The organism is Flavitalea flava (assembly GCF_054461575.1).
In genome coordinates this window covers 43,456-64,866 of record NZ_JBTLQH010000024.1, presented here as the reverse complement: position 1 = coordinate 64,866, position 21,411 = coordinate 43,456, and the positions used below count along the sequence as shown (strand labels likewise).

18 protein-coding genes are annotated in these 21,411 nt (G+C 46.0%); 3 read left to right on the top strand and 15 right to left on the bottom strand.

What is annotated here, in order from left to right; all coding sequences use genetic code 11:
* Window positions 1–4 precede the first annotated feature (4 nt).
* The 4 genes from ACX0G9_RS19700 to ACX0G9_RS19685 form a co-directional block, all read right to left on the bottom strand.
* Window positions 5–1,441: an AAA family ATPase gene (locus tag ACX0G9_RS19700; RefSeq protein ID WP_459066669.1), complete on the bottom strand. Its 1,437-nt coding sequence runs from the start codon at window positions 1,439–1,441 to the stop codon at window positions 5–7.
* 195 nt (window positions 1,442–1,636) lie between these two features.
* On the bottom strand, window positions 1,637–2,341 hold the full coding sequence (locus ACX0G9_RS19695) for a LolA family protein (protein WP_459066668.1): 705 nt from the start codon (window positions 2,339–2,341) through the stop codon (window positions 1,637–1,639).
* Window positions 2,342–2,469: 128 nt separating this feature from the next.
* The gene (locus ACX0G9_RS19690) at window positions 2,470–3,351 is read right to left on the bottom strand and encodes an ABC transporter permease (protein ID WP_459066667.1); all 882 of its coding nucleotides are present in this window, start codon (window positions 3,349–3,351) and stop codon (window positions 2,470–2,472) included.
* Window positions 3,329–4,264, bottom strand: a complete 936-nt coding sequence (locus ACX0G9_RS19685; protein ID WP_459066666.1) for an ABC transporter ATP-binding protein — start codon at window positions 4,262–4,264, stop codon at window positions 3,329–3,331. Before ACX0G9_RS19685 ends, ACX0G9_RS19690 begins: the two co-directional genes overlap by 23 nt.
* Before the next feature lie 380 nt (window positions 4,265–4,644).
* Between ACX0G9_RS19685 and ACX0G9_RS19680 the strand changes: the two genes are divergently transcribed.
* Entirely contained in the window at window positions 4,645–6,090 is a 1,446-nt protein-coding gene (locus ACX0G9_RS19680) for an Ig-like domain-containing protein (protein WP_459066665.1), read from the top strand.
* A gap of 70 nt (window positions 6,091–6,160) precedes the next feature.
* On the opposite strand, the gene ACX0G9_RS19675 is transcribed toward ACX0G9_RS19680, so the two are convergent.
* The 11 genes from ACX0G9_RS19675 to ACX0G9_RS19625 form a co-directional block, all read right to left on the bottom strand.
* Window positions 6,161–6,451, bottom strand: coding sequence for a winged helix-turn-helix domain-containing protein (locus ACX0G9_RS19675; RefSeq protein WP_459066664.1), 291 nt, complete (start codon window positions 6,449–6,451; stop codon window positions 6,161–6,163).
* Entirely contained in the window at window positions 6,444–7,037 is a 594-nt protein-coding gene (locus ACX0G9_RS19670) for a hypothetical protein (RefSeq protein WP_459066663.1), read from the bottom strand. The genes ACX0G9_RS19675 and ACX0G9_RS19670 overlap by 8 nt, the downstream gene beginning before the upstream one ends.
* Window positions 7,038–7,134: 97 nt before the next feature.
* Window positions 7,135–7,761: a hypothetical protein gene (locus tag ACX0G9_RS19665; protein WP_459066662.1), complete on the bottom strand. Its 627-nt coding sequence runs from the start codon at window positions 7,759–7,761 to the stop codon at window positions 7,135–7,137.
* An 85-nt stretch (window positions 7,762–7,846) separates the two neighbouring features.
* Window positions 7,847–10,135, bottom strand: coding sequence for a TonB-dependent receptor (locus tag ACX0G9_RS19660; protein ID WP_459066661.1), 2,289 nt, complete (start codon window positions 10,133–10,135; stop codon window positions 7,847–7,849).
* A 790-nt stretch (window positions 10,136–10,925) separates the two neighbouring features.
* Window positions 10,926–12,503, bottom strand: coding sequence for a F0F1 ATP synthase subunit alpha (atpA, locus tag ACX0G9_RS19655; protein WP_459066660.1), 1,578 nt, complete (start codon window positions 12,501–12,503; stop codon window positions 10,926–10,928).
* A 27-nt stretch (window positions 12,504–12,530) separates the two neighbouring features.
* Complete coding sequence (gene atpH / locus ACX0G9_RS19650; protein WP_459066659.1) at window positions 12,531–13,094, bottom strand: ATP synthase F1 subunit delta; 564 nt, start codon at window positions 13,092–13,094, stop codon at window positions 12,531–12,533.
* A gap of 3 nt (window positions 13,095–13,097) precedes the next feature.
* The gene (gene atpF, locus ACX0G9_RS19645; protein WP_459066658.1) at window positions 13,098–13,592 is read right to left on the bottom strand and encodes a F0F1 ATP synthase subunit B; all 495 of its coding nucleotides are present in this window, start codon (window positions 13,590–13,592) and stop codon (window positions 13,098–13,100) included.
* 129 nt (window positions 13,593–13,721) lie between these two features.
* Window positions 13,722–13,967 (bottom strand): ATP synthase F0 subunit C, encoded by a 246-nt coding sequence (gene atpE, locus ACX0G9_RS19640; protein ID WP_459066657.1) that lies wholly within the window; start codon window positions 13,965–13,967, stop codon window positions 13,722–13,724.
* Window positions 13,968–14,033: 66 nt separating this feature from the next.
* Complete coding sequence (gene atpB, locus ACX0G9_RS19635; protein ID WP_459066656.1) at window positions 14,034–15,218, bottom strand: F0F1 ATP synthase subunit A; 1,185 nt, start codon at window positions 15,216–15,218, stop codon at window positions 14,034–14,036.
* Between the two features lie 58 nt (window positions 15,219–15,276).
* Window positions 15,277–17,106 (bottom strand): ABC transporter ATP-binding protein, encoded by a 1,830-nt coding sequence (locus ACX0G9_RS19630; RefSeq protein ID WP_459066655.1) that lies wholly within the window; start codon window positions 17,104–17,106, stop codon window positions 15,277–15,279.
* A 36-nt stretch (window positions 17,107–17,142) separates the two neighbouring features.
* On the bottom strand, window positions 17,143–19,386 hold the full coding sequence (locus ACX0G9_RS19625) for a hypothetical protein (RefSeq protein WP_459066654.1): 2,244 nt from the start codon (window positions 19,384–19,386) through the stop codon (window positions 17,143–17,145).
* Window positions 19,387–19,625: 239 nt separating this feature from the next.
* Between ACX0G9_RS19625 and ACX0G9_RS19620 the strand changes: the two genes are divergently transcribed.
* Both ACX0G9_RS19620 and ACX0G9_RS19615 read left to right on the top strand, forming a co-directional pair.
* The gene (locus tag ACX0G9_RS19620) at window positions 19,626–20,306 is read left to right on the top strand and encodes a response regulator (protein ID WP_459066653.1); all 681 of its coding nucleotides are present in this window, start codon (window positions 19,626–19,628) and stop codon (window positions 20,304–20,306) included.
* 45 nt (window positions 20,307–20,351) lie between these two features.
* A complete protein-coding gene (locus ACX0G9_RS19615) occupies window positions 20,352–21,401 on the top strand; it encodes a sensor histidine kinase (protein ID WP_459066652.1) in 1,050 nt (349 codons plus the stop codon).
* Window positions 21,402–21,411 lie beyond the last annotated feature (10 nt).

Sequence of the window (21,411 nt, the reverse complement as noted above, 5' to 3'; positions counted from 1 at the left end):
GTTTTTACTGACGGAACAAAGCATCCATGGTTATTTCATTTTGTACCAACCGGATCTTATGCTCGTTTGCCTTTACCCCGAAAGTGGTGACCATTGTTAAAAACAAGGTTTTTTTTGTTTTAGTATTCTCTCTGAATATTTTTATTTTATTTTCCAATTCCCCTGCATATTGTTTATCTATTACGAATTCTGTAATGGAAAATTTCATTTCACAAATATTGATACAGAAGTCCTGACGGTCTATTAGCAGATCGACCTGTGCCCCCCTTTCATCTTTTTTTGGCGTGTAGCGCCACGCCGATTCTTCCGAATAAACACCTCCAATATTTAAAGCATTCTTCAATTGCTGAGCGTGCTTAAGACAAGTTCTCTCGAAAGCGAAACCACTCCAGCTCTTCCAGGATGAGCCCTTAGAGAATTTAATCCAGGTTCCCGCTCCTTTAGCGTGGCTTCCTTCGATAAATTTTATATAAAAATGGGAGTATTCGTCTGTCAATTTGTATATACTTTCCCTTACATTTTTATCAAAGGTTGGATAGGTAGCAATGAAGCCCGATTCCAATAATTCTTCCAACAATTGCGTCGTACCGCCGCCTGAAGTAAGTTTGCAGATCTCAATTATTTCACCCCTTGTCAGTCCTGCCCCATTGTGAGCCAGCGCCCGGATCACTGCAATATGATTGGTCGCGTTATCGAACAGAGAAGGGTAGAGATCCTTAAATTCATCGTGCAGTAACCCGGAATTCGTAAAACAAAGGCTATCTATACTTTGTGCAGCGCTTTGGCCAGCCTGTATCTCTTTTAAATAATGCGGGATGCCCCCCATAACCATATATAACTGTAACAATTGATATCGATCCAGGTTTACCCTTCGCGTTTTTAAATAGGATTCGGTTTCCTGTAGCGTAAAAGGTAAAAGCCTCATTTTTCTGGTTAATCGGTTATGCAGGCCCCCTCTGTTATGAACCACTCTTTGTATCATCCATGCAGCTGCAGAGCCACAAATTACTACTATTATATTCTTTTGTCTGGTGGCCCAGGCATTCCAAAAATTTTCGAATGCCGGGAGAAAGCCGGATTTATGAGTATTTATCCATGGAAATTCGTCAAAAAATATAACGGCTTTTTTCCTTTTAATAAGAGGGGTGACATAGTCTGTCAACATTTTAAAGGCCTGAAGCCAATTTCCGGGAATAGCGTATGGAACAGTACTTCCTGAAGCTGAAGTCAATGCGAGACTGAAGCTTTCTAATTGCTGCTCATTTGGTGCATGATGAATTCCCGAGAACTCAAATAACAGTTGCTTTTGAAACGCATTACGGATAAGATAGGTTTTGCCAACCCTTCTTCTTCCGTAAACAGCTATCAATTCCGGCTCTTCAGAACTCAAGGCATCCATAAATATGGCCTTTTCTTCTTCTCTCCCTATTATATTGTTCATAATGGTCGATTATTGCTCGCCAAAACTACAAAATAAAATGAGATATGGCGGCCAATAAGAGCTTATCTGCCGCCATATCTATCAAAAAAAATAAGTTATGGCGAGAAATAATAAATTATTCGTCGCCAAAACTACAAAATAAAATGAGTTATGGCGATCAATAATAATGATATATATTTGATAATCAAATGGATATCATTTTTGAAACACCGTATCCGGAACCCCTTTATTGATAATATAAGAAGTATAGACGATCTCTACTTTTCCTTTCCCGCCGGTAGATGCGGTTTGTTTTTTGGCTGAGCCATCGTCATAATCGAAAGTGATTCCTTTGGGAAGTTTATAATCCTTTATATTGAACGTAAAGACCACCTTATCCGGCAGGGCATAGGCCGAATATTTCCCATAATTCATTTCCACTTCATAAGTACCATTCTCCCGGGTGGTGGTACGGGCTTTCAGGATCAGCAGACGTGCCTCGTCGATATAAAGAGTGGACAGGACCAGGTCTGCATTCTCGTCCTGCGGTAATAACTTAATCACTTTCACGGTATGACCACCTACCGTATCGGACCCTGATTCCAGGGCAGTATAACCTCCTTTCAACAGGTTATTGAGACTGATGGTCACAGCACCTTTCGGTATTAATGAAATTCCTTTATCATTTTTGATCTTTAGTTTGTCGGGTCTTTTGAAATAGATCGTTACCTGCGCTTCGGGGACCTTCAGGAAACTTACGTTCGTCTTCATAATTCCGGATGCCTGGTAGTCGTTTACCTGGTCGAGCCGGGCTCTGACCTTTTGCAGCAAGGCTGTTGCGTTCTGTGCATGGAGGCCAGGCAACAGGAAAAGGATCCCAGCCAGGAGGAGGACAGAGGAGCGGAAAAGGATTTTATTCATATGTTGATCGGCTTATTCATTTTTGGAATGCTAATTTAAATTCCGGTATACCTGTAAATTCCGGTATACCTGTCCTGAAATTCGTTTTGCCCATGCCATTCTCATGCAATTACCTGGCATTCCGATTCTTAACTCAGAATATCCTTCTTCTTAAATACCCATATTGCCGAGGTTACGAAAATGGCGATATAAGCCAGTAAAACACCAAGGCTTCGCAGGATGGCAGGCAGGTTTTCCAGGGAACCAGGAATCGCGGCGCCCTCCCCATTCGACCGCGAATAAAAAAATCCCTTCCAGGCCAACATATGCGAAGTGAACAGCCAGGGTTTGACAGTATTATCATACAAGGGTATGCGCATTTCGGATAAAATGGTCAGTACGATAACGATGCTGATCGTGGAGACGATCGGACCGATGGAATTTTCGGCGAATACGGATAAAAGAAAAGCCAGGGCGGCCACGGTACTGAGCGCCACCGTCGCATAGCCAAAGGCAGCAATGTAGCGCCAAAGGACATCCGACCGCTGTATCTGTTCCATGACGGAATTTCGGGCGATCAGCATATCGTTGGTACCGAAAAGCCACATGCTGAGGAACAAAGCCAACAGAGCCATCCAAACCAATAAAAGCACCGTATAGATCACGGAGGCTCCGAATTTTACCAGCATAAGCTGCGTCCTGCTTACCGGACGGGAAACCAGCAAACGGAGCGTACCCATATTGGCTTCGCCGGCAATGGTATCCCCGGCTACCAGCGCAACCAGCAAAGGGACCTGGATCAGGAGCGTATTGAGAATAACAAAGGCTACGAGGTACCCGTTCATCACCATGGAATAGGGGATATAGAATGAATCCGAGAGACTGCTCATCATCAGTTCGAGATAAGACTTCCCATCGAATTTCAGACCTAACTGGATGATCAGGATCATCGCCGCGATGGCAGCAAAAGGGATATAGGTTCTCGGGCGTCTGAATATTTTGAACAATTCAATTTGTAAAAGCTTCCACATGCTGATTGGCAGTTGTCAGTGATAAAAAATAATCTTCCAGGGAATGCCGGGGACGGATAGCCAGAACCTGCACCCCGAGGTTCACCAGCTCCTGCGTGAAAACAGGGATCTGTGCTTTATCTAATTTGAAGATGAACTTCCCGTTCTGCCGGTCCCGCAAATAAGCCTTCCATTTTGACCCCAGGATCCGGTCATGGGTAAAGACTGGATCTGCGGTATCCAGTTCCACGATGGTCTGCGCCGGGTCGAACAATTCGCTGGACCGGCCCTCTACGATCTTTTTCCCTTTGTCGATGATCAGCATCCGGTTAGCGATCACCTCCATTTCGCTGAGCAAATGAGAGGAGACAAATACAGTTTTCTTTTCATGACTGCTAAGATGCAGGATCAGGTTCCGGATATCCGCAATACCCTGGGGATCAAGGCCATTGGTCGGCTCATCCAATATGACCAGATCCGGATTATGAATTAACGCTACTCCGATACCCAACCGCTGTTTCATACCCTGGGAAAAGGTCTTTACTTTACTATGGGCCCTTTCCGCCAGCCCAACCTGCTCCAGTTGTGCCATCAATAGCTGACGGGTGGGTTTGATCCCGCTCATCCGGGCAAAAAGGGCGATATTCTCATAGGCGGTCATGAACTTATACAGATCAGGTCTTTCTACAACAGCCCCAACCCGGCGAAGAATTTCGTTTCGATGCGTCCGGAGATTCATTCCGAATATCTCAATTTCTCCTGCCGTTGGGCTGACCAGGGTCAGCAACATCCGGATCGTCGTCGATTTACCGGCGCCATTCTGCCCCAGAAAACCATAAATATCCGCCTGTTCGACAGTAAAAGACAGTGAATCGACCGCTTTGAGATCCCTGAACTGCTTGGTAAGATTCGTAACCTGGATGATTGAAGGCATATTATTGAATATCAATATAATAACAGGACGGAGCCCGGTTCCGGAACTCAGCATTCCATTTACAAAGCAGTAAAGGAATGGTTGGCAAAATAAGCCTTAAATAAATAGATTTTTAGGACAGCACTTGCAAAAACAAAATATCTTATCTACTTTTGGTTCATCATCCTTTGACAATCCTTAATACTAAGGAAATTTCTTCCTTACGACCAATTCCCCCGAAGACCCCTGTCAACCCACTATTCCTTGTAGGCCTTTATTTACAACCGTAATTATTTTGTTATTCGTATAGATTTGCTATTCGTATAGATCGTTATAGTTCCTTCCTCTGAATGACCCTGGGCTTTACTCATTAATTATTTGAACTTCTGAAAACTACAAAGATGAAAAGGAACTTATTTTCGGGTCTTTCCAAGGATTTAAGCAAGATTTTACTCACCTCCACCCTGGCTTTCGGTATGCAATCCCTGATGGCCGGCACTTCTGACAATTTTAATTCCCGCAACGGGGTCCGGCTTACCGAGATCAAAGGATTTCTGCAAGGCAATTGCTGGTTCTTTTCGGATTTCGATGTCAACCGCAACGGTTGGGCACCCAATATGGAAGGAGATGGTGCGATGGTTTCAGGAACCGGGTCCAGTCCAACAGAAATGACCGGTATCTATACTCCCCTGCTGGATATTAAGGACGGAAGCAGCATTTCCTTCAAATATAAATTCAATCTGCCGGTAAATGACCGGAGATGGCTCAAGATCTATGCCACCGACGGATCCAACAAAACCCAGTTTTTACTGGACAGTCTGGAACTGACCGGTTCCAATGCTACTACCGTATACAACTATCAGCATTCCTTAACCGGGCAAGCCGCCGGGCAGTATAAATTGTATATCAATTACCAGGGGATCGGGGGGGAAGAACGGATTGCGATCGACCAGTTGACGATCGATGCTTCTGCTCATTATCAATCAACCTGTAATACGGCTCCCATAGCCCTTCGCGATAAATTTACCGGTTCAGCCTCCCATACGGCCAGTGGAAATGTATTGAACAATGATTATGATCCTAATCACGAGACACTGACTGCTTACCTGCTGACCGAATCTCCCGATGGAAAGGTAGAGTTACAGAAAGACGGCTCTTTTATTTTCACGCCCAAAGATGGTTTTACGGGTAATTCCACCCATTTTTCTTACAAGGTCTGTGATAATGGTTTCCCGGCCCTTTGTTCCATAACGACCACGGCCAACATCCGTTTTCCTGCACGTGCCAGCCTGGCCAGCTTCCAGGCCATGTACAGAAAAAAAGCTGTGGATATCAACTGGAATACGGCATCCGGCAATCACAGCTCTCTTTTTGAGATCGAACGCAGCCTGGATGGAAATAATTTTGAAAAGGTAGGCGAGGTAAAAGCGGAGAATGCCAATTCTGAAAACGGTTATTCTTTTACCGATAACGTAAAAGAAGGAATGGTCCGCAGGAACGACCTGTTCTACCGGCTCCGCCAGCTCGATGCAGCAAAAAGGATCACTTATTCGAAAGTATTGATCGTCCGGACCTATGAGACAAAAAGTGTGACAGCGGTAAGTGTAACACCCGATCCGGGCGTAAATGATATCCAGGTCAATGTGCAGTTGAAAGAAAGATCGTTTGTAGTGATGAAGGTAACGGACAACAATGGCAGCGAAATCATCAAACAGACAGCATTCGGCGTAAATGGCGCCAACACCTATAATATTACCGGCAGCGATCAACTTCAACCTGGCATGTACCAGCTGGAAGTCATCATCAACAGCAATGAAAGGCTTACCATGAAACTGGCCAAAAGCTGATCGAACCGGCAAAAAAACATAATTACTATTCAGGTAAATATTCATTAAAAACAGAAGCCTTTACGGGCTTCTATTTTTTTATATCCAGGTAAGATTGAAGATCTTTTACATATTCTTCGAAGGCTTTGAGCCCGAGGGGAGTGATCTTACAGATGGTTTGGGGGTAGTTGTCCTTGAATTGTTTGGCGACGTCGATATAGCCTGCTTCTTTCAGTTTATTGATCTGGACGCTGAGATTACCGGCCGTTGCATTGGTCTTTTCCCGTAGATAGGTGAACTCCGCTTCGCTGACGCTGATCAGGATGGAAACGACCGCCAGCCTTAATTGAGAATGTAATATCGGGTTCAGGTCTTTAAACATGCTGCTGTTTTGCTTTCAAATAGCGTCTTCTCAGGATAAGTCCGGGAATAAACCAGGCCAGTTGCGCCGAAGCCACGATTAATAACATGTCATATGGCCATTGGATGTACATCCCAAGAATGGCGAATACCCAACAGGCAATTGCGCCATAGATCATGGGTTTGAAACTCCGGGCAAAACCGTTGGCAAAAGTAGGGATGCCATACAGGATCATGTAAATGGAAGGTTGATGAGGGAATTCAGCCAGGCCGGTGATATAGGACAGTACGAATATGGCGATCGCATAACTTATCCAGATACCATTCATCAGGTCCTCCATGTAAGATTTATGTTTCCTGTTTTTCTGTTCTTTCACCGTTATCATAATTTGAGGGATCACGGCAAAAAAAGTAAGCACCCATATAAATTGAAGGCCCTTCCAGTGGAGGTAATAATTAAAAAAGGTCACCAGGCCACAAAAACTGATAATAACTCCCCAGAAAAGGGCGCTGACCCCCGTATCCTGGTAATCGCCTTTGGCCTTGTTGATCATGCTGGTGATCAGCTCCAGGCTTTCATGACCCGAAAATTCATTTTCCTTTGGCATCGTTTAGGTTATTATGAAAATATTTATTTCCCCGGACAGTATATCTTGCAATATACACCGTCCAGGGAAATACGCTAATGATTAATGTTACCAGTGATTACTGGCATTGTACCAGCATATCTTCAACCTGTTTTTGCCCCCAGGTGGGCGCCAAAGGCTGAGGTTGTGAGGATTTGAAAAGGGATAAAGATTTTTCAAAGGAGACTTTCGCCTTATCTTTTCCTCCGCCAAATTGAGCAGGCGTATTAAAAAGGCTCATCCCCTGCAGGTAATAAAGACGTGGATTATTGGGATCCGCTTTCAGACCACTCTGGAGAGCAGTGGAAGCATCCTTTCCATTGGTCATCCAGCGGGACTTCGGGTCAACCAGCATTTGCTGGGTGGCAGACATGTTTTCCACGGCATAGGTTTCCGCATTTTTTTCGATAGCTTCAGCTTTAGCCAGATAGGCATTGATCTTTACGGCATTGGCATCCTTATCTTTTGATTCGTGATTCCAGCCAACCCAGGTCTGGGCCAGCGCTGCATAATAGTAAGGGAGCCATTTCGTCTTTTCCGTATCTCCTATACGTTCGAAGGTGCCGGCCAGGCTTTGAAGTTCATCGATACTCTTGGCAGAATCCAGCAGCTTGATATTCTTCTGCATCATCTGGGTGTATTTGTCTGTTTGGGCTCCGGCCTCCAGGGTAACAAGGAGAATCAGTGCGAGGATCATTTTTTGCATGGTGATGGTTTTGTTAGTTATTAATTAGAAATATTTATTACTCATTTTATTGTTTCCCCAATAGGAGGTTAAAGGGTTAGGGGGTCTATAAATTATTATTGATCGCATCCTGGGACCGGTCTACTCCCCAGCTTAAGAAACAGCCGATAAAATAAAACCGGTTGGCCGGTGGAACGATCGCTTGTTTGTACTGACCGCTATAAGAATAATTGTATCCATATACCGGATTATATCCTAATACATTGCTGGCGCTGGCAAACAGAACGATAAAGGTTTTGGCTTTCGGATTTCCGACAGAAGGCACCCATTCCGCGCTAAAGTTCAGACTATGATAATCCCTTGTCGTACCCTGGTCGGCCAGGTTATATTTTTTATCGGCATTGTTCAGCATAAAGTTATAATAGGGTCTTCCTGTCGCATAGGTATAAGTCATATTGACGCCGGATTTGATCTTGGTAAAAAAACGTTTCATGACAAAGGATGCCGTATGGGTTGCCGCAAACGAGGGTTTCAGCTGACTGGTATAATTGAGATAATTACGTTTGGTATCCAGGTAAGAGTAACTGATCCAGTAATCGAAATCCTTAATGGATTTTTTATCTCTCCAGAAAAACTCTATCCCTTTTGCATAGCCGCTGCCGGAATTATCGAAATAATTATAAAAATAATTGACAGGGACAGTCTTGATCAGGTCTTCGTATTTTTTGTAATAGGCTTCCACGCGGAAGATCCTGTCCCTGGACATCTTCTGATAGTTGATAATATAATGGGTAGCCTTGGTAAATCCAACCTGGGTGGTATAAAAGAGCTGGCTATTCTCGGGTTTCTGATAGAAGATCCCATAGGCCAGGGAGATTTGGGCTTCACGGCCGGTTTTGTAAGCCAGGGAGACCCTGGGAGCCAGATCGGACTTATTGATCAGGGAGGAATGTTCAAAACGCATTCCTAATTTGGCAGCCAGTTCATTGGTCAAAAAGATATCGGACTCAACGAAGGCTGCCGTATAATGTTCGGTCAATTTTTGCACGATTCCGCTGAAAGGCACTTTAATCGATGTGTCGGCAGTATACTTTTGGGTAGTATACCCATACCAATGCTCTCCCCCGAAACGGATGGAACTTATCCCTCCCAGTTTTTTATTGAAAACAATTTTGGCTTGGGAAAGATCCTGTCTGCTATTGACCGCGAAAGTTTTGTTGTTCATCCAGAAGGCCGAGGTATCGAAGGATTTTAGTCTGTTATCGGCATCCTGGACCTGCTGGCCGAATTCATCCAGGTTGGTGCTATAGCTAAGACCCAGATCCATTCTCCAGCCATTGTTCAGATATTCTCTCCAACTCAGGTTGTTATACCAGTTATGATTGGTCAGGCCGAATGCGTTTTTCATATTCAGGCTGTCGATATCCTGCCGGCGAAGCCCCAGGTTATTATAGGCAAAAGTGGTGTAATATTTAACCATACCGCCATTTTTTGTCTTAAACCGGAAATTGGCGTCTCCGTTATGGAATGCGGGCATTTTGAAATAATCAGGGACCTGCTTGACAGCCTTGAAATACAATCCCACATTCACATAACTGTAGCTAAACCCATAGGAAGATTTTTTATTCTTCGCCAATTGCTGAGTACCCAGTCCTACCAGGATGGGGGAGATAGAGGCATCGATCTCCGATTTTTCAGGCAGATCGATGGATTCCAACAATACGACCGAAGATAAGGCCTGCCCATAAAGTGCAGAATATCCACCTGTGCTGAAAACTGTTCCTTTGAAAAGGAAGGGTGAGAAACGGCCCCGGGTAGCGATATCCGGTACACTGGTAAAATAGGGGTTATTCACCAGGGTCCCATCGATGTATTGTTTAGCCTCGTAACCGGCACCTCCGCGCACGAAAAGCCCTTCCGCCTCACCCACCTGCTGTGCACCGGGTAAGGTTTTCAAGGCTGCCGTGATATCGGCATTGGAACCGGCTGTCGTTGCCACGTCCAGGGAACTTAGAACGGCTCCTCTCCGGGCATCTCCGGCCGTAAAGGACCCTGCGGTAATGGTCACCGCCTTTAATTCATTCAATTGTTCCTTGAGAACGATATGCATGACTACAGGATCTCCCCCCAGCGTTACGGGTTGCTCCGCCGGGTTATACCCGATATTGGAGACATTCAGGGTAAAAGAGCCCTTCTCGTTGCTTTTAAACCGGAAATTCCCTAATGAATCGGAAACAGCTCCATCATAGGAGTCTTTTATAGCGATACTGGCTCCCCGGACGGGGTGGCCTTTATTATCTTTAATCGTACCGGAGATAAGGGTTTGAGCAGATAACCAGCCGCTAATCAGTAGTAGCGGTAAAGTTAAAGCATTCATCATAGCAAAAGGTCTCATTTCTCTAAATTTGACACAAACGTAAAGTAGTTTATATAATAAACCAAATTAAAAGCCAAAATTTGGATGAGCGGTCGGAGACAAAAATACAGCCCCTGGAAGCTAATTATAGGCGGAAAAACAGGAAAAAGCAGGAAATGAAGGCTAGGGAGTAATTCAAATCGATTAGCCAGTCAATCGATGCAGCCATTCAAATCGATAAGGATCAAAAATCAGCTCAGAACAAACAGTTTGAGCAAAGGGGTTTCCAAAGGGGCTTGGCCCCTTTGTCGCGACGCATAGGATTGTTTTTCCCGGGGTGACAAATTTAACTAAAGGCACCCCGGGAAAAACAAAAAGCCAGGCTTGGAAAAGCCCGGCGGTTGTTGATCGTACCCTTTAAAACTAAACTCTTATATAATTTTTTTGTGCAGGTTCAATTTTTACAAAATCTATCACATCACCAATTACGCCCGGGCATAATTTTCCTGATTCCCACTTAGCTTATAGCTACCGGATAGATATAACATATACTTCAGTCGTTAACTTCAGTATGAATATTCGATTTAAAAAAAGGATTGGAATTAAGACGAAAATGAAACGGATCGTTTTTCCGGGGATTGGAGGGTATGTCGTTCTGACAATGTAAAGATTGCCAAAATATTCTGATTGTGCAAGTGTTTGGTGCAATTTTTTTTGAGGGCAAAAGGGGCGGTTTGCGCCTCGCGTACCCCTCGCAAGCAAATGGCGCCGTACCTTTCGGTCAGCGCCATTTACAGCTATTTACACTTACTAATGTACTAATTACGGACTACTTATACTGAGGGATCAATCCGTTTGCGAGATCGACCATCTTCTTAATCCCGTCTTCCGGTAAATTTCCTTTCTTAAACTCTGCCAATACTTCGGGCAGTTTGTTTTCCAGTTCAAGGATGAAGTGCTCTTCGAACTCCTTCACTTTACGGACAGCCACCTGCCTTAATAAACCCTGTGTTCCGAGGTAGATAATAGCCACCTGTTTTTCTACGGGGTAAGGAGAGTACTGTGGTTGTTTCAGGATCTCCACGTTACGGGATCCTTTATCGATAATCAGTTTAGTGGCAGCATCCAGGTCACCACCGAACTTGGAGAACGCTTCCATTTCCCGGTAGAGGGCCTGATCGAGTTTCAGGGTACCAGCCACCTTTTTCATGGACTTGATCTGGGCGTTACCACCTACACGGCTAACGGAGATACCTACGTTAATAGCAGGACGGATACCGGCATTGAACAGGTTACCTTCCAGAAAGATCTGTCCGTCGGTGATCGAGATCACGTTGGTCGGGATATAAGCAGATACGTCACCTGCCTGTGTTTCGATGATAGGAAGAGCAGTCAGCGAACCTCCGCCTTTTACCAGGTGTTTGATGGATTCCGGCAGATCATTCATATTCCTGGCCACACCGTCATCTGCGATAACTTTCGCAGCACGTTCCAGCAAACGGCTATGCAGATAGAATACATCACCGGGATATGCTTCACGACCCGGAGGGCGGCGTAACAGCAGGGATACCTCACGGTAAGCCACAGCTTGTTTGGAAAGATCATCATAAATGATCAGGGCAGGACGTCCGGTATCACGGAAGAACTCTCCGATGGCGGCTCCGGAGAATGGAGCGTAGAACTGCAAAGGAGCAGGATCGGAAGCCGAAGCGGCAACGATCACCGTGTATTCCAGTGCGCCATTCTCGGCCAGGGTCTGCATAACACCCGCAACGGTGGACGCTTTCTGTCCGATCGCTACATAGATACAAAAAACAGGTTTTCCTGCTTTGAAAAATTCTTTCTGATTGATGATCGTATCGATCGCAATGGCCGTTTTACCAGTCTGGCGATCGCCGATGATCAATTCACGTTGTCCTCTTCCGATCGGTATCATGGCATCGATAGCCTTGATACCTGTCTGCAGAGGTTCTTTTACCGGTTCACGGAAGATAACGCCCGGTGCTTTACGCTCCAAAGGCATCTCATACAATTCACCGGTCAGGGGGCCTTTACCGTCGATCGGCTCACCCAACGTATTTACCACGCGGCCCAGCATTCCTTCTCCCACCTTGATGGAAGCGATCTTACCGGTACGGCGTACTTTGGATCCTTCTTTGATATCACCACTATCCCCCATCAATACCACCCCTACATTATCTTCTTCCAGGTTAAGTGCGATCGCCCTTACGCCATTTTCAAATTCCACCAGTTCGCCACTGCCCACGCTGCTCAGACCGTATACACGGGCGATACCATCACCCACCTGCAACACGGTGCCTACTTCTTCAAGATCAGCGGAAACATCGAAGTTGCTCAATTGCTGACGCAATATCGCTGAAATTTCATCTGGTTTGATCTCTGCCATAGTTGTACTTATTTGTTAGTTGTCAGTTTATCTAATCTTGTATATAAAGTCATTATTCTGGAACTGCTTCCTGATATTCTTCAGTTCAAAAGCAATACTGTTATCCACCAGTTGATCGCCAATCTCCAAAACAAATCCGCCGATCAGGGCTTCTTTGGTCTCGGTGATCAGTTCCAGGTTCTTCCTGTTCGTCGAACTGCGGATCTTATCCAGGATCTCGTTCTTCAATTCTTCGCTCACCGGGGAGGCCGTGCTCAGTTTCACGGTAAAAATCCCCTTCCGGTCTTTGTATTGCTGGATGAAGGCCGAAACGATCTCCGGCAGGTAGGCTTCACGGCCTTTGGTCAGTAAAAGTTTATTGAACAGGGCAGTCAGCTCGCTCACTTTTCCAGCAATAATCGCATCGAAGATCCTGCCTTTCTTATCGGCAGAGATCACGGGACTTTGTAACAGGTTGGCAAATTCCCTGTTGGCGCAAACGGTCTTCAGGAACAGCATATCGGTATAAACCGCTTCCAGCTGATCTTTTTCGACCGACAGATCGATCAGGGATTTGGCATATCTCGCCGCTAAACGGGGGTTCGGTTTCATTCTTTAGTTCAGTTTCACTTCGTTCGCTAATTGCCGGATATAATTTTCCTGTTCGGCTTTGTTCGCCAGTTCGCGGCGTAAGATCTTCTCAGACACCTCGATCACGAGATTACCTACCTGGTTCTTCACATCGATGATGGCAGCCATTTTCTGTTGTTCGATGGCAACCTGCGCATCGGAGATAATCTTGCCTGCTTCTATCTTGGCCTGAGCCTTTGCTTCGTTGATGATCTTATCCTTGGTATCCCTTGCTTCTTTCAGCAAAAGAGCCCTTTCTTCACGAGCCTTGGCCAGGAGCGCTTCGTTCTCGCTTTTCATCTGGGCCATTTCGGTTTTCAGTTTCTCAGCGGTAGCCAGGGAATCGGAAATACTGTTCTCCCTGTCTTTCAGGGATTTCAGGATCGGTTTCCAGGCCGTTTTCTTCAGGATGAAGAACAAAATGAGGAACGCGATGAGGTTCCAGAGAAATAAGCCTAAGTCGGGGGTGAGTAAATCCATACAAACTATTTTATCAGATCAATTTCGGTGTTAAAAATACTGCATCCTCGGCCCTGTGCGTCGGATGCAGTACGCTTTTTACGTGCGATGTTCCCGCTAAAACCGTTGACCGGTCTTTTGCGAATCTGCTTATTTGCTGAATACAGCAAGCAGACCTGCTACTGCGGCCAGAAGGGCAACACCCTCAACCAGCGCTGCGGCCAGGATCATGTTAGCACGAATGTCGTTCGAAGCTTCCGGCTGGCGGGCAATGGCTTCTACAGCTCCTTTACCGATCTGTCCGATACCGATACCGGCACCGATTGCGGCAAGTCCTGCGCCTATTGCACCATAACCTGGCTGAATGGCATCCAACATAATTGTCATCAACGTCATGATACTTGTTTTTATAATTAAAAAAGACTTTATTAACCTATTCTTCTGATAACCGATACCTCTTCACTATACCATTACTGCATCGTCATGACCTTCATGCCCTTCCTCATGGTGACTGCTTTCAAAAGCCTGACCGATGAATACTGCCGTGAGATTTGCAAAAATGAAGGCCTGTATAAACGCAACTAATATTTCAATCAGGTAAATAAAGATCGACAGGGCGACAAAAAAGGGAGAAGTTCCCCATCCGAGTGCCGTATTCATGGCGCCGAATATGAAGATCAGGATGATAAAACTCAGGATAATGATGTGTCCGGAGATCATATTGGCAAAAAGACGAATGATCAGGGCGAAGGGTTTGGTAAAGATACCCAGGATCTCCACGGGGATCATAATCGGCTTAACGCCCAGCGGAACCGGAGGATTGATGATATGGCCCCAGTAATGTTTGTTGGTGCTGGCCAGGATCACGATAAAGGAGATAATACCCAATACGGCGGTAAAGGCGATATTCCCGGTAACATTGGCCGTTCCTGGGATCAGGCCGATCAGGTTATTGATAAGAATAAAAAAGAAAACGGTGAGTAAAAAAGGCATGTATTTTTCATAGCGGGTGCCCAGATTGGACTTGCCTACTTCATCCCGTACAAAGATAATGACGGGTTCAACGGCATTCTGGAAACCGGAGGGAGCAGCCTTGATCCCCTGTCCTTTGGAATATTTACCGGCGATCCCGTTCATCAGCAGAACAAGCAGCAAGACGGAGATCAGCACCTGAACGGCATTACGCCCCAGGGAAAGATCATAGACTTTTATACCGGCGTCAGGCTGACCAGCCTCATTCACGGCATAAATTTTACCCAGTTTATAACGGGCATCCGATTTGTGTTCCTCTATATATTCTTCATTCAGCAAGCGGTAACCATCGTGTTCGGCATGACCATGCTCAAAAGCGGAGGACATAAAGGCAGACCAGCCTTTCGAAGGAGCATACAGAATGACGGGTAAAAAAATGGAGACGGGCTTCTTATTGAACGTAAAGAAGTGAAATTCATGGCCATCCGCAACGTGTTCCAGGATGATCTTAGCGGGATCCAATCCTTCTTTTTTCTCAGCGGCGTGATCGGATACAGGGGCTGCCTGCTCTTCTGTTTTTGCGTCTTTGTCCTGGGCAGCCGCACTCATTGAAAAAACGAGGCAACTTAGGCTGAAAGCCGCGACCAATAAAGATTTGAAGCTTCTGAATACCATACCTTCCCTAAAATTTGCCGCAAAGATAAGGGCAGGCTGGCAAAATATGAAAATTAGATTAAAAAAAAGCCTTTCTTTCGGCCGGATCCTGCTTACTGAACTGCATCTCATGCAATTTAGCATAAAAGCCGCCTTTTGCCAATAGCTGTTCATGGGTACCGGTTTCCCGGATTTCCCCTTTATCCAGTACGATGATCTGGCTGGCCTTCCGGATGGTGGACAAACGGTGGGCGATGACAATGGAGCTTCGCCCGGCGATCAGCTTATCGATCGCCTCCTGAATCAGCAGTTCTGATTCCGTATCCACGGAAGAAGTAGCCTCATCGAGGATCAGGATGGACGGATCGTATAACAAGGCCCGGATAAAAGAGAGTAATTGCCTTTGCCCCATGGACAAAGAACTACCCCTTTCCATCACATTGTAATCATAACCTCCCGGGAGACGCATGATAAAATCGTGCATCCCGATCAATTTGGCGGCCTCTATTACCTTTTCCTCCGGAATGTCCTCGTTGCGAAGGGTAATATTGTCTTTTATGGAACCGGAAAATAAAAATACGTCCTGCAGGACCACCCCAATATTCTTTCGAAGATCATCCAGCTTATAATCTTCCACCCTGACATCGTCGATCCGGATCTCCCCCTGCTGAATAGGATAGAGCCGGTTCATCAGGCTGATGACAGAGGTTTTGCCGCTGCCGGTATGACCTACGAGGGCAATCGTTTCCCCCGGATTTACCATAAAGGAAATATTCTTCAGTACATACTTGTCGTCCGTATAGGCAAAATAAACCTTATTAAATTCGATCTTTCCCCTGATCTTGTCTGGAGCATAGTTTCCCTCCGTCCGGGTCGTATCTTCATTATCCATAACCCGGAAGACCCTTTCGCTGGCGACCATTCCCATCTGTAACACGTTGAACTTATCGGCAATGACCCGCAATGGACGGAAAAGAAGATTCAGGTATAAAAAGAAAGCGACGATCTTTCCGGTAAGTTCTGCGGCTTGTTGTTCCGGAAGATGAAGGACTTGTCCCGCACCCCACCATACCAGCAACCCGGTGGATACCGCCAGTACGATCTCGACCAGGGGGAAAAAAACGGAATAGGCAAAAATGGCATTGATATTGGCGTTCCGGTGTTCCTTATTGATCTTTTTGAACTTAACCGACTCCCGGCTTTCCGCTGCAAATGTCTGGACGATCTGCATACCGGTTATATGCTCCTGTACAAAAGCATTCAGCGCCGCCACTGCATTGCGGACCCGGATAAAGGATTTGTTGACGGACTCTTTAAACAGCCAGGTCGCCAGGACCAGAAAAGGAAAAGGAGTCAGGCAGATCAGGGTAAGCCGCCAATCTGCATACAACATAAAAGCCAGGATCGAAATGATAGATAGCAGATCGGCGATAATGGGTATCAACCCGTCCGAGAAAATATCATTTATGGATTCAATATCGTTGATCGTCCGGGTAGTCAGGGTGCCAATGGGCGTCTTGTCGAATTGAGACAGATTTAGCCCCAGTATTTTCCGGTAAACAGCCACCCGAAGGTCTTTTACGACGGTCTGACCCAGCCAGGCGGTTATAAAGGAGAAATAAAAGCGGGCCACCGTCTCGATCAGCAAAAGACCTATCTGTAAAAGGGTGACCCCGATCACCAGTACTTCCATTCTTTGTTTCAGGCTGAGGTCGGACCCTGCCCCTTTGCGGATAAAATCATTGATGGTCACCTGGATCAGGAAAGGCCTTAAGGGAGACAATACGGCCAGCAGGATGGAAAGGGCCACGGAGATATACAATCGTCTTTTGTATGGAGCCGCATATTGAAATACCCTTCTCAACAAACCAAAATCGAATACCGTTTTCTTTTTTTTCTCTTCGGACATAAATGGACAGCAAAGGTATATATTCCTTTAATCCAATCACTCCTCCTCCATCGATTTCCGGTAAGCCTTGATAAAGATGGCTCCAAGATTCTTATAGGGCGGGATATAATCGTCGAATTTTTCTTTCGCCGCAGGGTCATTCCGGAAGCGGGTGCTCAATTCCTTCCACATGGGGAGCCATTCTATGTTTTTTCCGGCCAGCAGGGTATTGTTGATAGCCTGCAAAATGGGTTCATTCACCGTTTTGGTTCCTACCTGTTTGGAGGAAATGATATGGGCATCCTCATTGATCTTAAGGACTTCGCTCAGATTATTATATCCGCCGCATGACCCAAGGACGACTATACGGGCCGTAGCCGGCATTTGCCCGATCGTGGATTTTACATGATAACTATGCCCTCTGTGGATGACGATCGTCGGCTTCAGATGGCGGTCATAGAGATAATCATCCAGAGCCTTCTGTGCCTTGGCATCCGGATCATCGTCGCCCAGCAACGGCTTGTTGGCAAAAATCAGGATAGGTCTTCCTTTCGTGGATGTGATGGTCGCCCATTGCGGGTTCTCGGCGATCTTCCATTCGGATTTGGCCCCTGGTTTCGGCCGGAACAAAGCCATAAAATTCACGAAGGAATTCTGACCGTCCTTGTCCTGGTCTCCATAAAAAAAGACCTGCTGGATCACCCGGCCGCTGTCATCGGCCAATAGATTATAATCCACGGAATAAACCGGAGAAATGCCCAGTTTGGCAGACAGGTCAGTTCGGTTGGTGGTATCGGCGGACTCAAAAAGGGTTTGTAACAGGTTATAAATGATGATCCCCTTTTTATTATTGGCAGCCTGGTTCTTATCATAGTTGGCCTTGACTTCATCGAGGATAAACCTGGCCAGCACCGGATTTTTTTCAAAAATGCTGCTATAGGAATCAGCTACATCCACCGCTTCTTCCTCATTGGCATTTTCCAGATGGATGATGAACGATTTCATGACCGTCCCTGCATTCTGTTTGTTCATCGTACCCAGGAAATGATCCAGCTTGTTGTAGGCGGCAGCCATCTTGATGAATTTCCGGAAATAGTCACCATGCACCTGCATGAGCAGACTATCCCCATATGGATTGGGCATGCGCTGGAAGATCCTGTCGTATACCCCCAGGTAACTGGAAGTGTAGATCTCATCCTCGCTCAGAACGATCAGGTAATACAGCTCGGCCGACGTTAACGGATCGAGAATCTTAAAACGGACAGCGGGGATCTCCACCGTATGGAGGGCATTGATCTCCCTGACGAAGATCTCTTTCCCTTTTTTTGCCAACATTTCCGTTAAGGCATTCATTTCCAGTGGGGTATCTTTCTCCGGCGGCAGGACACGGCCGGCATAATCCAATCTTGTCCTCACCAGCAAACGGTAATAATTCAGCTCATCCCCTTTTACCTTATCGATCTCCTCGAGGGTAATGCGTTTTCGGACCAGGTTATCCAGGAAAGGAAAATACAATTGCCCGCTTTTACTGCCGGCCATCTGTGCCACGGTATGGATCAGGGAATCCTGGCTGTTTCGTATCCGCATACCCAACTCATTATTAGCAGCCGCGAAATCGTATAACTGACGGATATTATGATGACCGGCCACAACGATAAGGCTGTCGGCAAAGGGCAGATCCGGGTGCATCCGCAGATAATTCAGGATCAGGCCGGGATGCATTTCGCAATATCTGCGCGTAAGATAAAGGCGTGATGGCTTTACCCCAACATTCTCCGATGGATACAGGAAACATTCCACCAGGATTTTACCCACTTCGTAACTATTCGAGGTAACGACCGGTTCTATACTTTGGCCGGTTTTGTCCAGTTGCATTGCTTTTTCGAAGGCTGAGATCAGGGCAGGTGATGCTGAAGGGAGGATCTCTTTATTCTCATAGGCCTGAGTAAAACCCCTGAGGAGAAATTCCAGTCCCCGGAGATATTTTTTTTTATTGTTGGTATTAAGGGTAGAATCGAACTCGATCCCGCGCTGCAGGTCATCCACCTGGCGGATCAGGGCATCGGTGATCTGAAGGTTCACATTTTCGTCTTTTGCCAGCCTGATCAGGCTATCATGTTTGCCTCCACCCAGCACCAGGAGCTTTTTCTGTTCCTTATCCACATTGTCGTGCCATAACATACGGTCCTGCGCTACTTTATAGGGATAGGCAACTGGTTGAGCCGTTCCCCGCAGGAAAGCCGTCATCAAAAAGGCCGAAATAGTTACCGAAATGGCGATGGATCGTAAAAATGGATTCATATAATTGGATGTCCCGCTCGTATTTATGCAAAAATACTACCAAAAGAAGGATTAATGCTACGGATAACTATATTAGGAAGAGTAAGGCGGAAATCCAACCGAACAATCCCTAAATTTGAGGAAAATCGGCTAATCCGGACCCGAATCCGTGTTATTTCTATATTATAAAATTGTGAACTCGTCCTGGGAAACCCTCCTAACGCCATATTTCCAGTAGGTTTGCGTAAATTTTCAGGCAAATGGAATCCAAAGGCAAGAAGATACTGATCGCTGATGATGAGCCCGATATATTGGAGATCATACAATACAATCTTACTAAAGAAGGGTATGAAGTTATAACCGCCAAAGATGGAGACGAAGCCATCGGGAAGGCAAAGATCGTCCGACCTGATCTGATCATCCTGGACATCATGATGCCCAAAAAGAACGGGGTGGAAGTTTGTGAAATATTAAGAGCCCAGCCCGCCTTCAAAGAAACCCTGATCATATTCCTGACGGCCCTGAGTGACGAAGGGTCCCATGTCCGGGGACTGGAGACGGGAGCGGATGATTATGTCACCAAACCCATCAGCCCCAAGGTCCTGGTCAGCAGGGTAAATGCCTTATTTCGCCGGGTGAATAAAGAACCGGATGACAGGGTATTAAATATCGAGAATCTGACCATCGACCCTTCCAAATTTGAAGTAACGGTGGATACCAAGGATATAACCCTGGCCAAAAAAGAATTTGAATTGTTGTATCTTTTGGCTTCCCGGCCTGGCCGGGTCTTTTTACGCAATGAGATCCTGAACCAGGTATGGGGGAACGAGGTTATCGTAGGCGATCGCACGATCGATGTCCATATCCGCAAGATCCGTCAGAAACTGGGATTGGATTGTATCACTACCGTAAAAGGCGTAGGTTATAAGTTCAATCTCTGATAAAAAGCCTGATACAAGTAAAAAGCCTGATACAAGGCGCTTTCTATGCCGTCCACCAAGAACCTGACACCCAAGCAGTTATCCGCATTGACCGCCTGCCTGCTGGCCGCCCCCATTTCCGTGGGTATCTATTTCCTGACCGGCAATATGATCGTTGGTGCTGCGTCCCTGTTCCTGATCTTTTCGGGCAGTTATGGATTGATCCTGTTCACGCTGGAAAAATTCATCTACCGGAAGATCAAACTTATCTACAAACTTATCCATCAGACCAAGGCTACTAAAAAAGAAGAGGTCTATTTCAAATATATCCTGCCTCAAAAAAGTATCGATGAAGTGCGGGAAGACGTGGAAAAATGGGGTGAAAAGAGAAATGAAGAGATCGAATTGCTGAAAAAGAACGAAGCCTACCGTAAAGAATTTCTCCAAAACCTGGCCCATGAGTTCAAAACGCCCATTTTTGCCATCCAGGGATATGTGGATACTTTATTAGGAGGGGCAATGGAAGATCCTGTTATTCTGAAAAAATTCCTGGAAAATGCGGCCAAAAATGTAGACCGGCTGGTCAACCTGATGAATGACCTGGATGAGATCTCTACGCTGGAAAGAGGAGAACAACTTTTTTACAAACAGAATTTCATCATTCAGGATCTCATCCGGGAAATATTCGAATCCCTGTCCCTGAAGACCCATAATAAGAATATAAAGACCTCCATAAAAAAGGGTTGCGAATCCCCGGTTATGGTCTTTGCCGACAAGGAGAAGATCCGGATGGTTCTTATCAATCTGGTGGAGAACGCCTCCAAATACGGTAAACCGGGCGGCAGTATTGTCGCCAGTATCTATAAGATCGACGAAAAGAATGTGCTTATCGAGATCAGCGATGACGGCATCGGGATCGAAGAGGAACATTTAATGCGCATTTTCGAGCGGTTCTACCGCACGGATGCGGCCAGGAGCCGCGATAAAGGCGGAACCGGCCTGGGTCTGGCCATCTGCAAACATATCATCGAAGCTCATGGACAATCCATACATGTCCGAAGCACACCTGACGTGGGCACTACCATCGGGTTCACCCTGGAATCAAGGAGGGATTAAGTGGTTTTTC

What these genes read in the sequence shown, in the direction of transcription:
- ACX0G9_RS19695 (WP_459066668.1), bottom strand. Translation starts at nt 2,341, where the DNA reads ATGAATAAAATCCTTTTCCGCTCCTCTGTCCTCCTCCTGGCTGGGATC.
- ACX0G9_RS19670 (WP_459066663.1), bottom strand. Translation starts at nt 7,037, where the DNA reads ATGCCAAAGGAAAATGAATTTTCGGGTCATGAAAGCCTGGAGCTGATC.
- ACX0G9_RS19680 (WP_459066665.1), top strand. Translation starts at nt 4,645, where the DNA reads ATGAAAAGGAACTTATTTTCGGGTCTTTCCAAGGATTTAAGCAAGATT.
- atpH (WP_459066659.1), bottom strand. Translation starts at nt 13,094, where the DNA reads ATGAAACCGAACCCCCGTTTAGCGGCGAGATATGCCAAATCCCTGATC.
- ACX0G9_RS19700 (WP_459066669.1), bottom strand. Translation starts at nt 1,441, where the DNA reads ATGAACAATATAATAGGGAGAGAAGAAGAAAAGGCCATATTTATGGAT.
- atpE (WP_459066657.1), bottom strand. Translation starts at nt 13,967, where the DNA reads ATGACGTTGATGACAATTATGTTGGATGCCATTCAGCCAGGTTATGGT.
- ACX0G9_RS19675 (WP_459066664.1), bottom strand. Translation starts at nt 6,451, where the DNA reads ATGTTTAAAGACCTGAACCCGATATTACATTCTCAATTAAGGCTGGCG.
- atpA (WP_459066660.1), bottom strand. Translation starts at nt 12,503, where the DNA reads ATGGCAGAGATCAAACCAGATGAAATTTCAGCGATATTGCGTCAGCAA.
- ACX0G9_RS19665 (WP_459066662.1), bottom strand. Translation starts at nt 7,761, where the DNA reads ATGCAAAAAATGATCCTCGCACTGATTCTCCTTGTTACCCTGGAGGCC.
- ACX0G9_RS19630 (WP_459066655.1), bottom strand. Translation starts at nt 17,106, where the DNA reads ATGTCCGAAGAGAAAAAAAAGAAAACGGTATTCGATTTTGGTTTGTTG.
- ACX0G9_RS19615 (WP_459066652.1), top strand. Translation starts at nt 20,352, where the DNA reads ATGCCGTCCACCAAGAACCTGACACCCAAGCAGTTATCCGCATTGACC.
- ACX0G9_RS19690 (WP_459066667.1), bottom strand. Translation starts at nt 3,351, where the DNA reads ATGTGGAAGCTTTTACAAATTGAATTGTTCAAAATATTCAGACGCCCG.
- ACX0G9_RS19685 (WP_459066666.1), bottom strand. Translation starts at nt 4,264, where the DNA reads ATGCCTTCAATCATCCAGGTTACGAATCTTACCAAGCAGTTCAGGGAT.
- ACX0G9_RS19660 (WP_459066661.1), bottom strand. Translation starts at nt 10,135, where the DNA reads ATGAGACCTTTTGCTATGATGAATGCTTTAACTTTACCGCTACTACTG.
- ACX0G9_RS19620 (WP_459066653.1), top strand. Translation starts at nt 19,626, where the DNA reads ATGGAATCCAAAGGCAAGAAGATACTGATCGCTGATGATGAGCCCGAT.
- atpF (WP_459066658.1), bottom strand. Translation starts at nt 13,592, where the DNA reads ATGGATTTACTCACCCCCGACTTAGGCTTATTTCTCTGGAACCTCATC.
- atpB (WP_459066656.1), bottom strand. Translation starts at nt 15,218, where the DNA reads ATGGTATTCAGAAGCTTCAAATCTTTATTGGTCGCGGCTTTCAGCCTA.
- ACX0G9_RS19625 (WP_459066654.1), bottom strand. Translation starts at nt 19,386, where the DNA reads ATGAATCCATTTTTACGATCCATCGCCATTTCGGTAACTATTTCGGCC.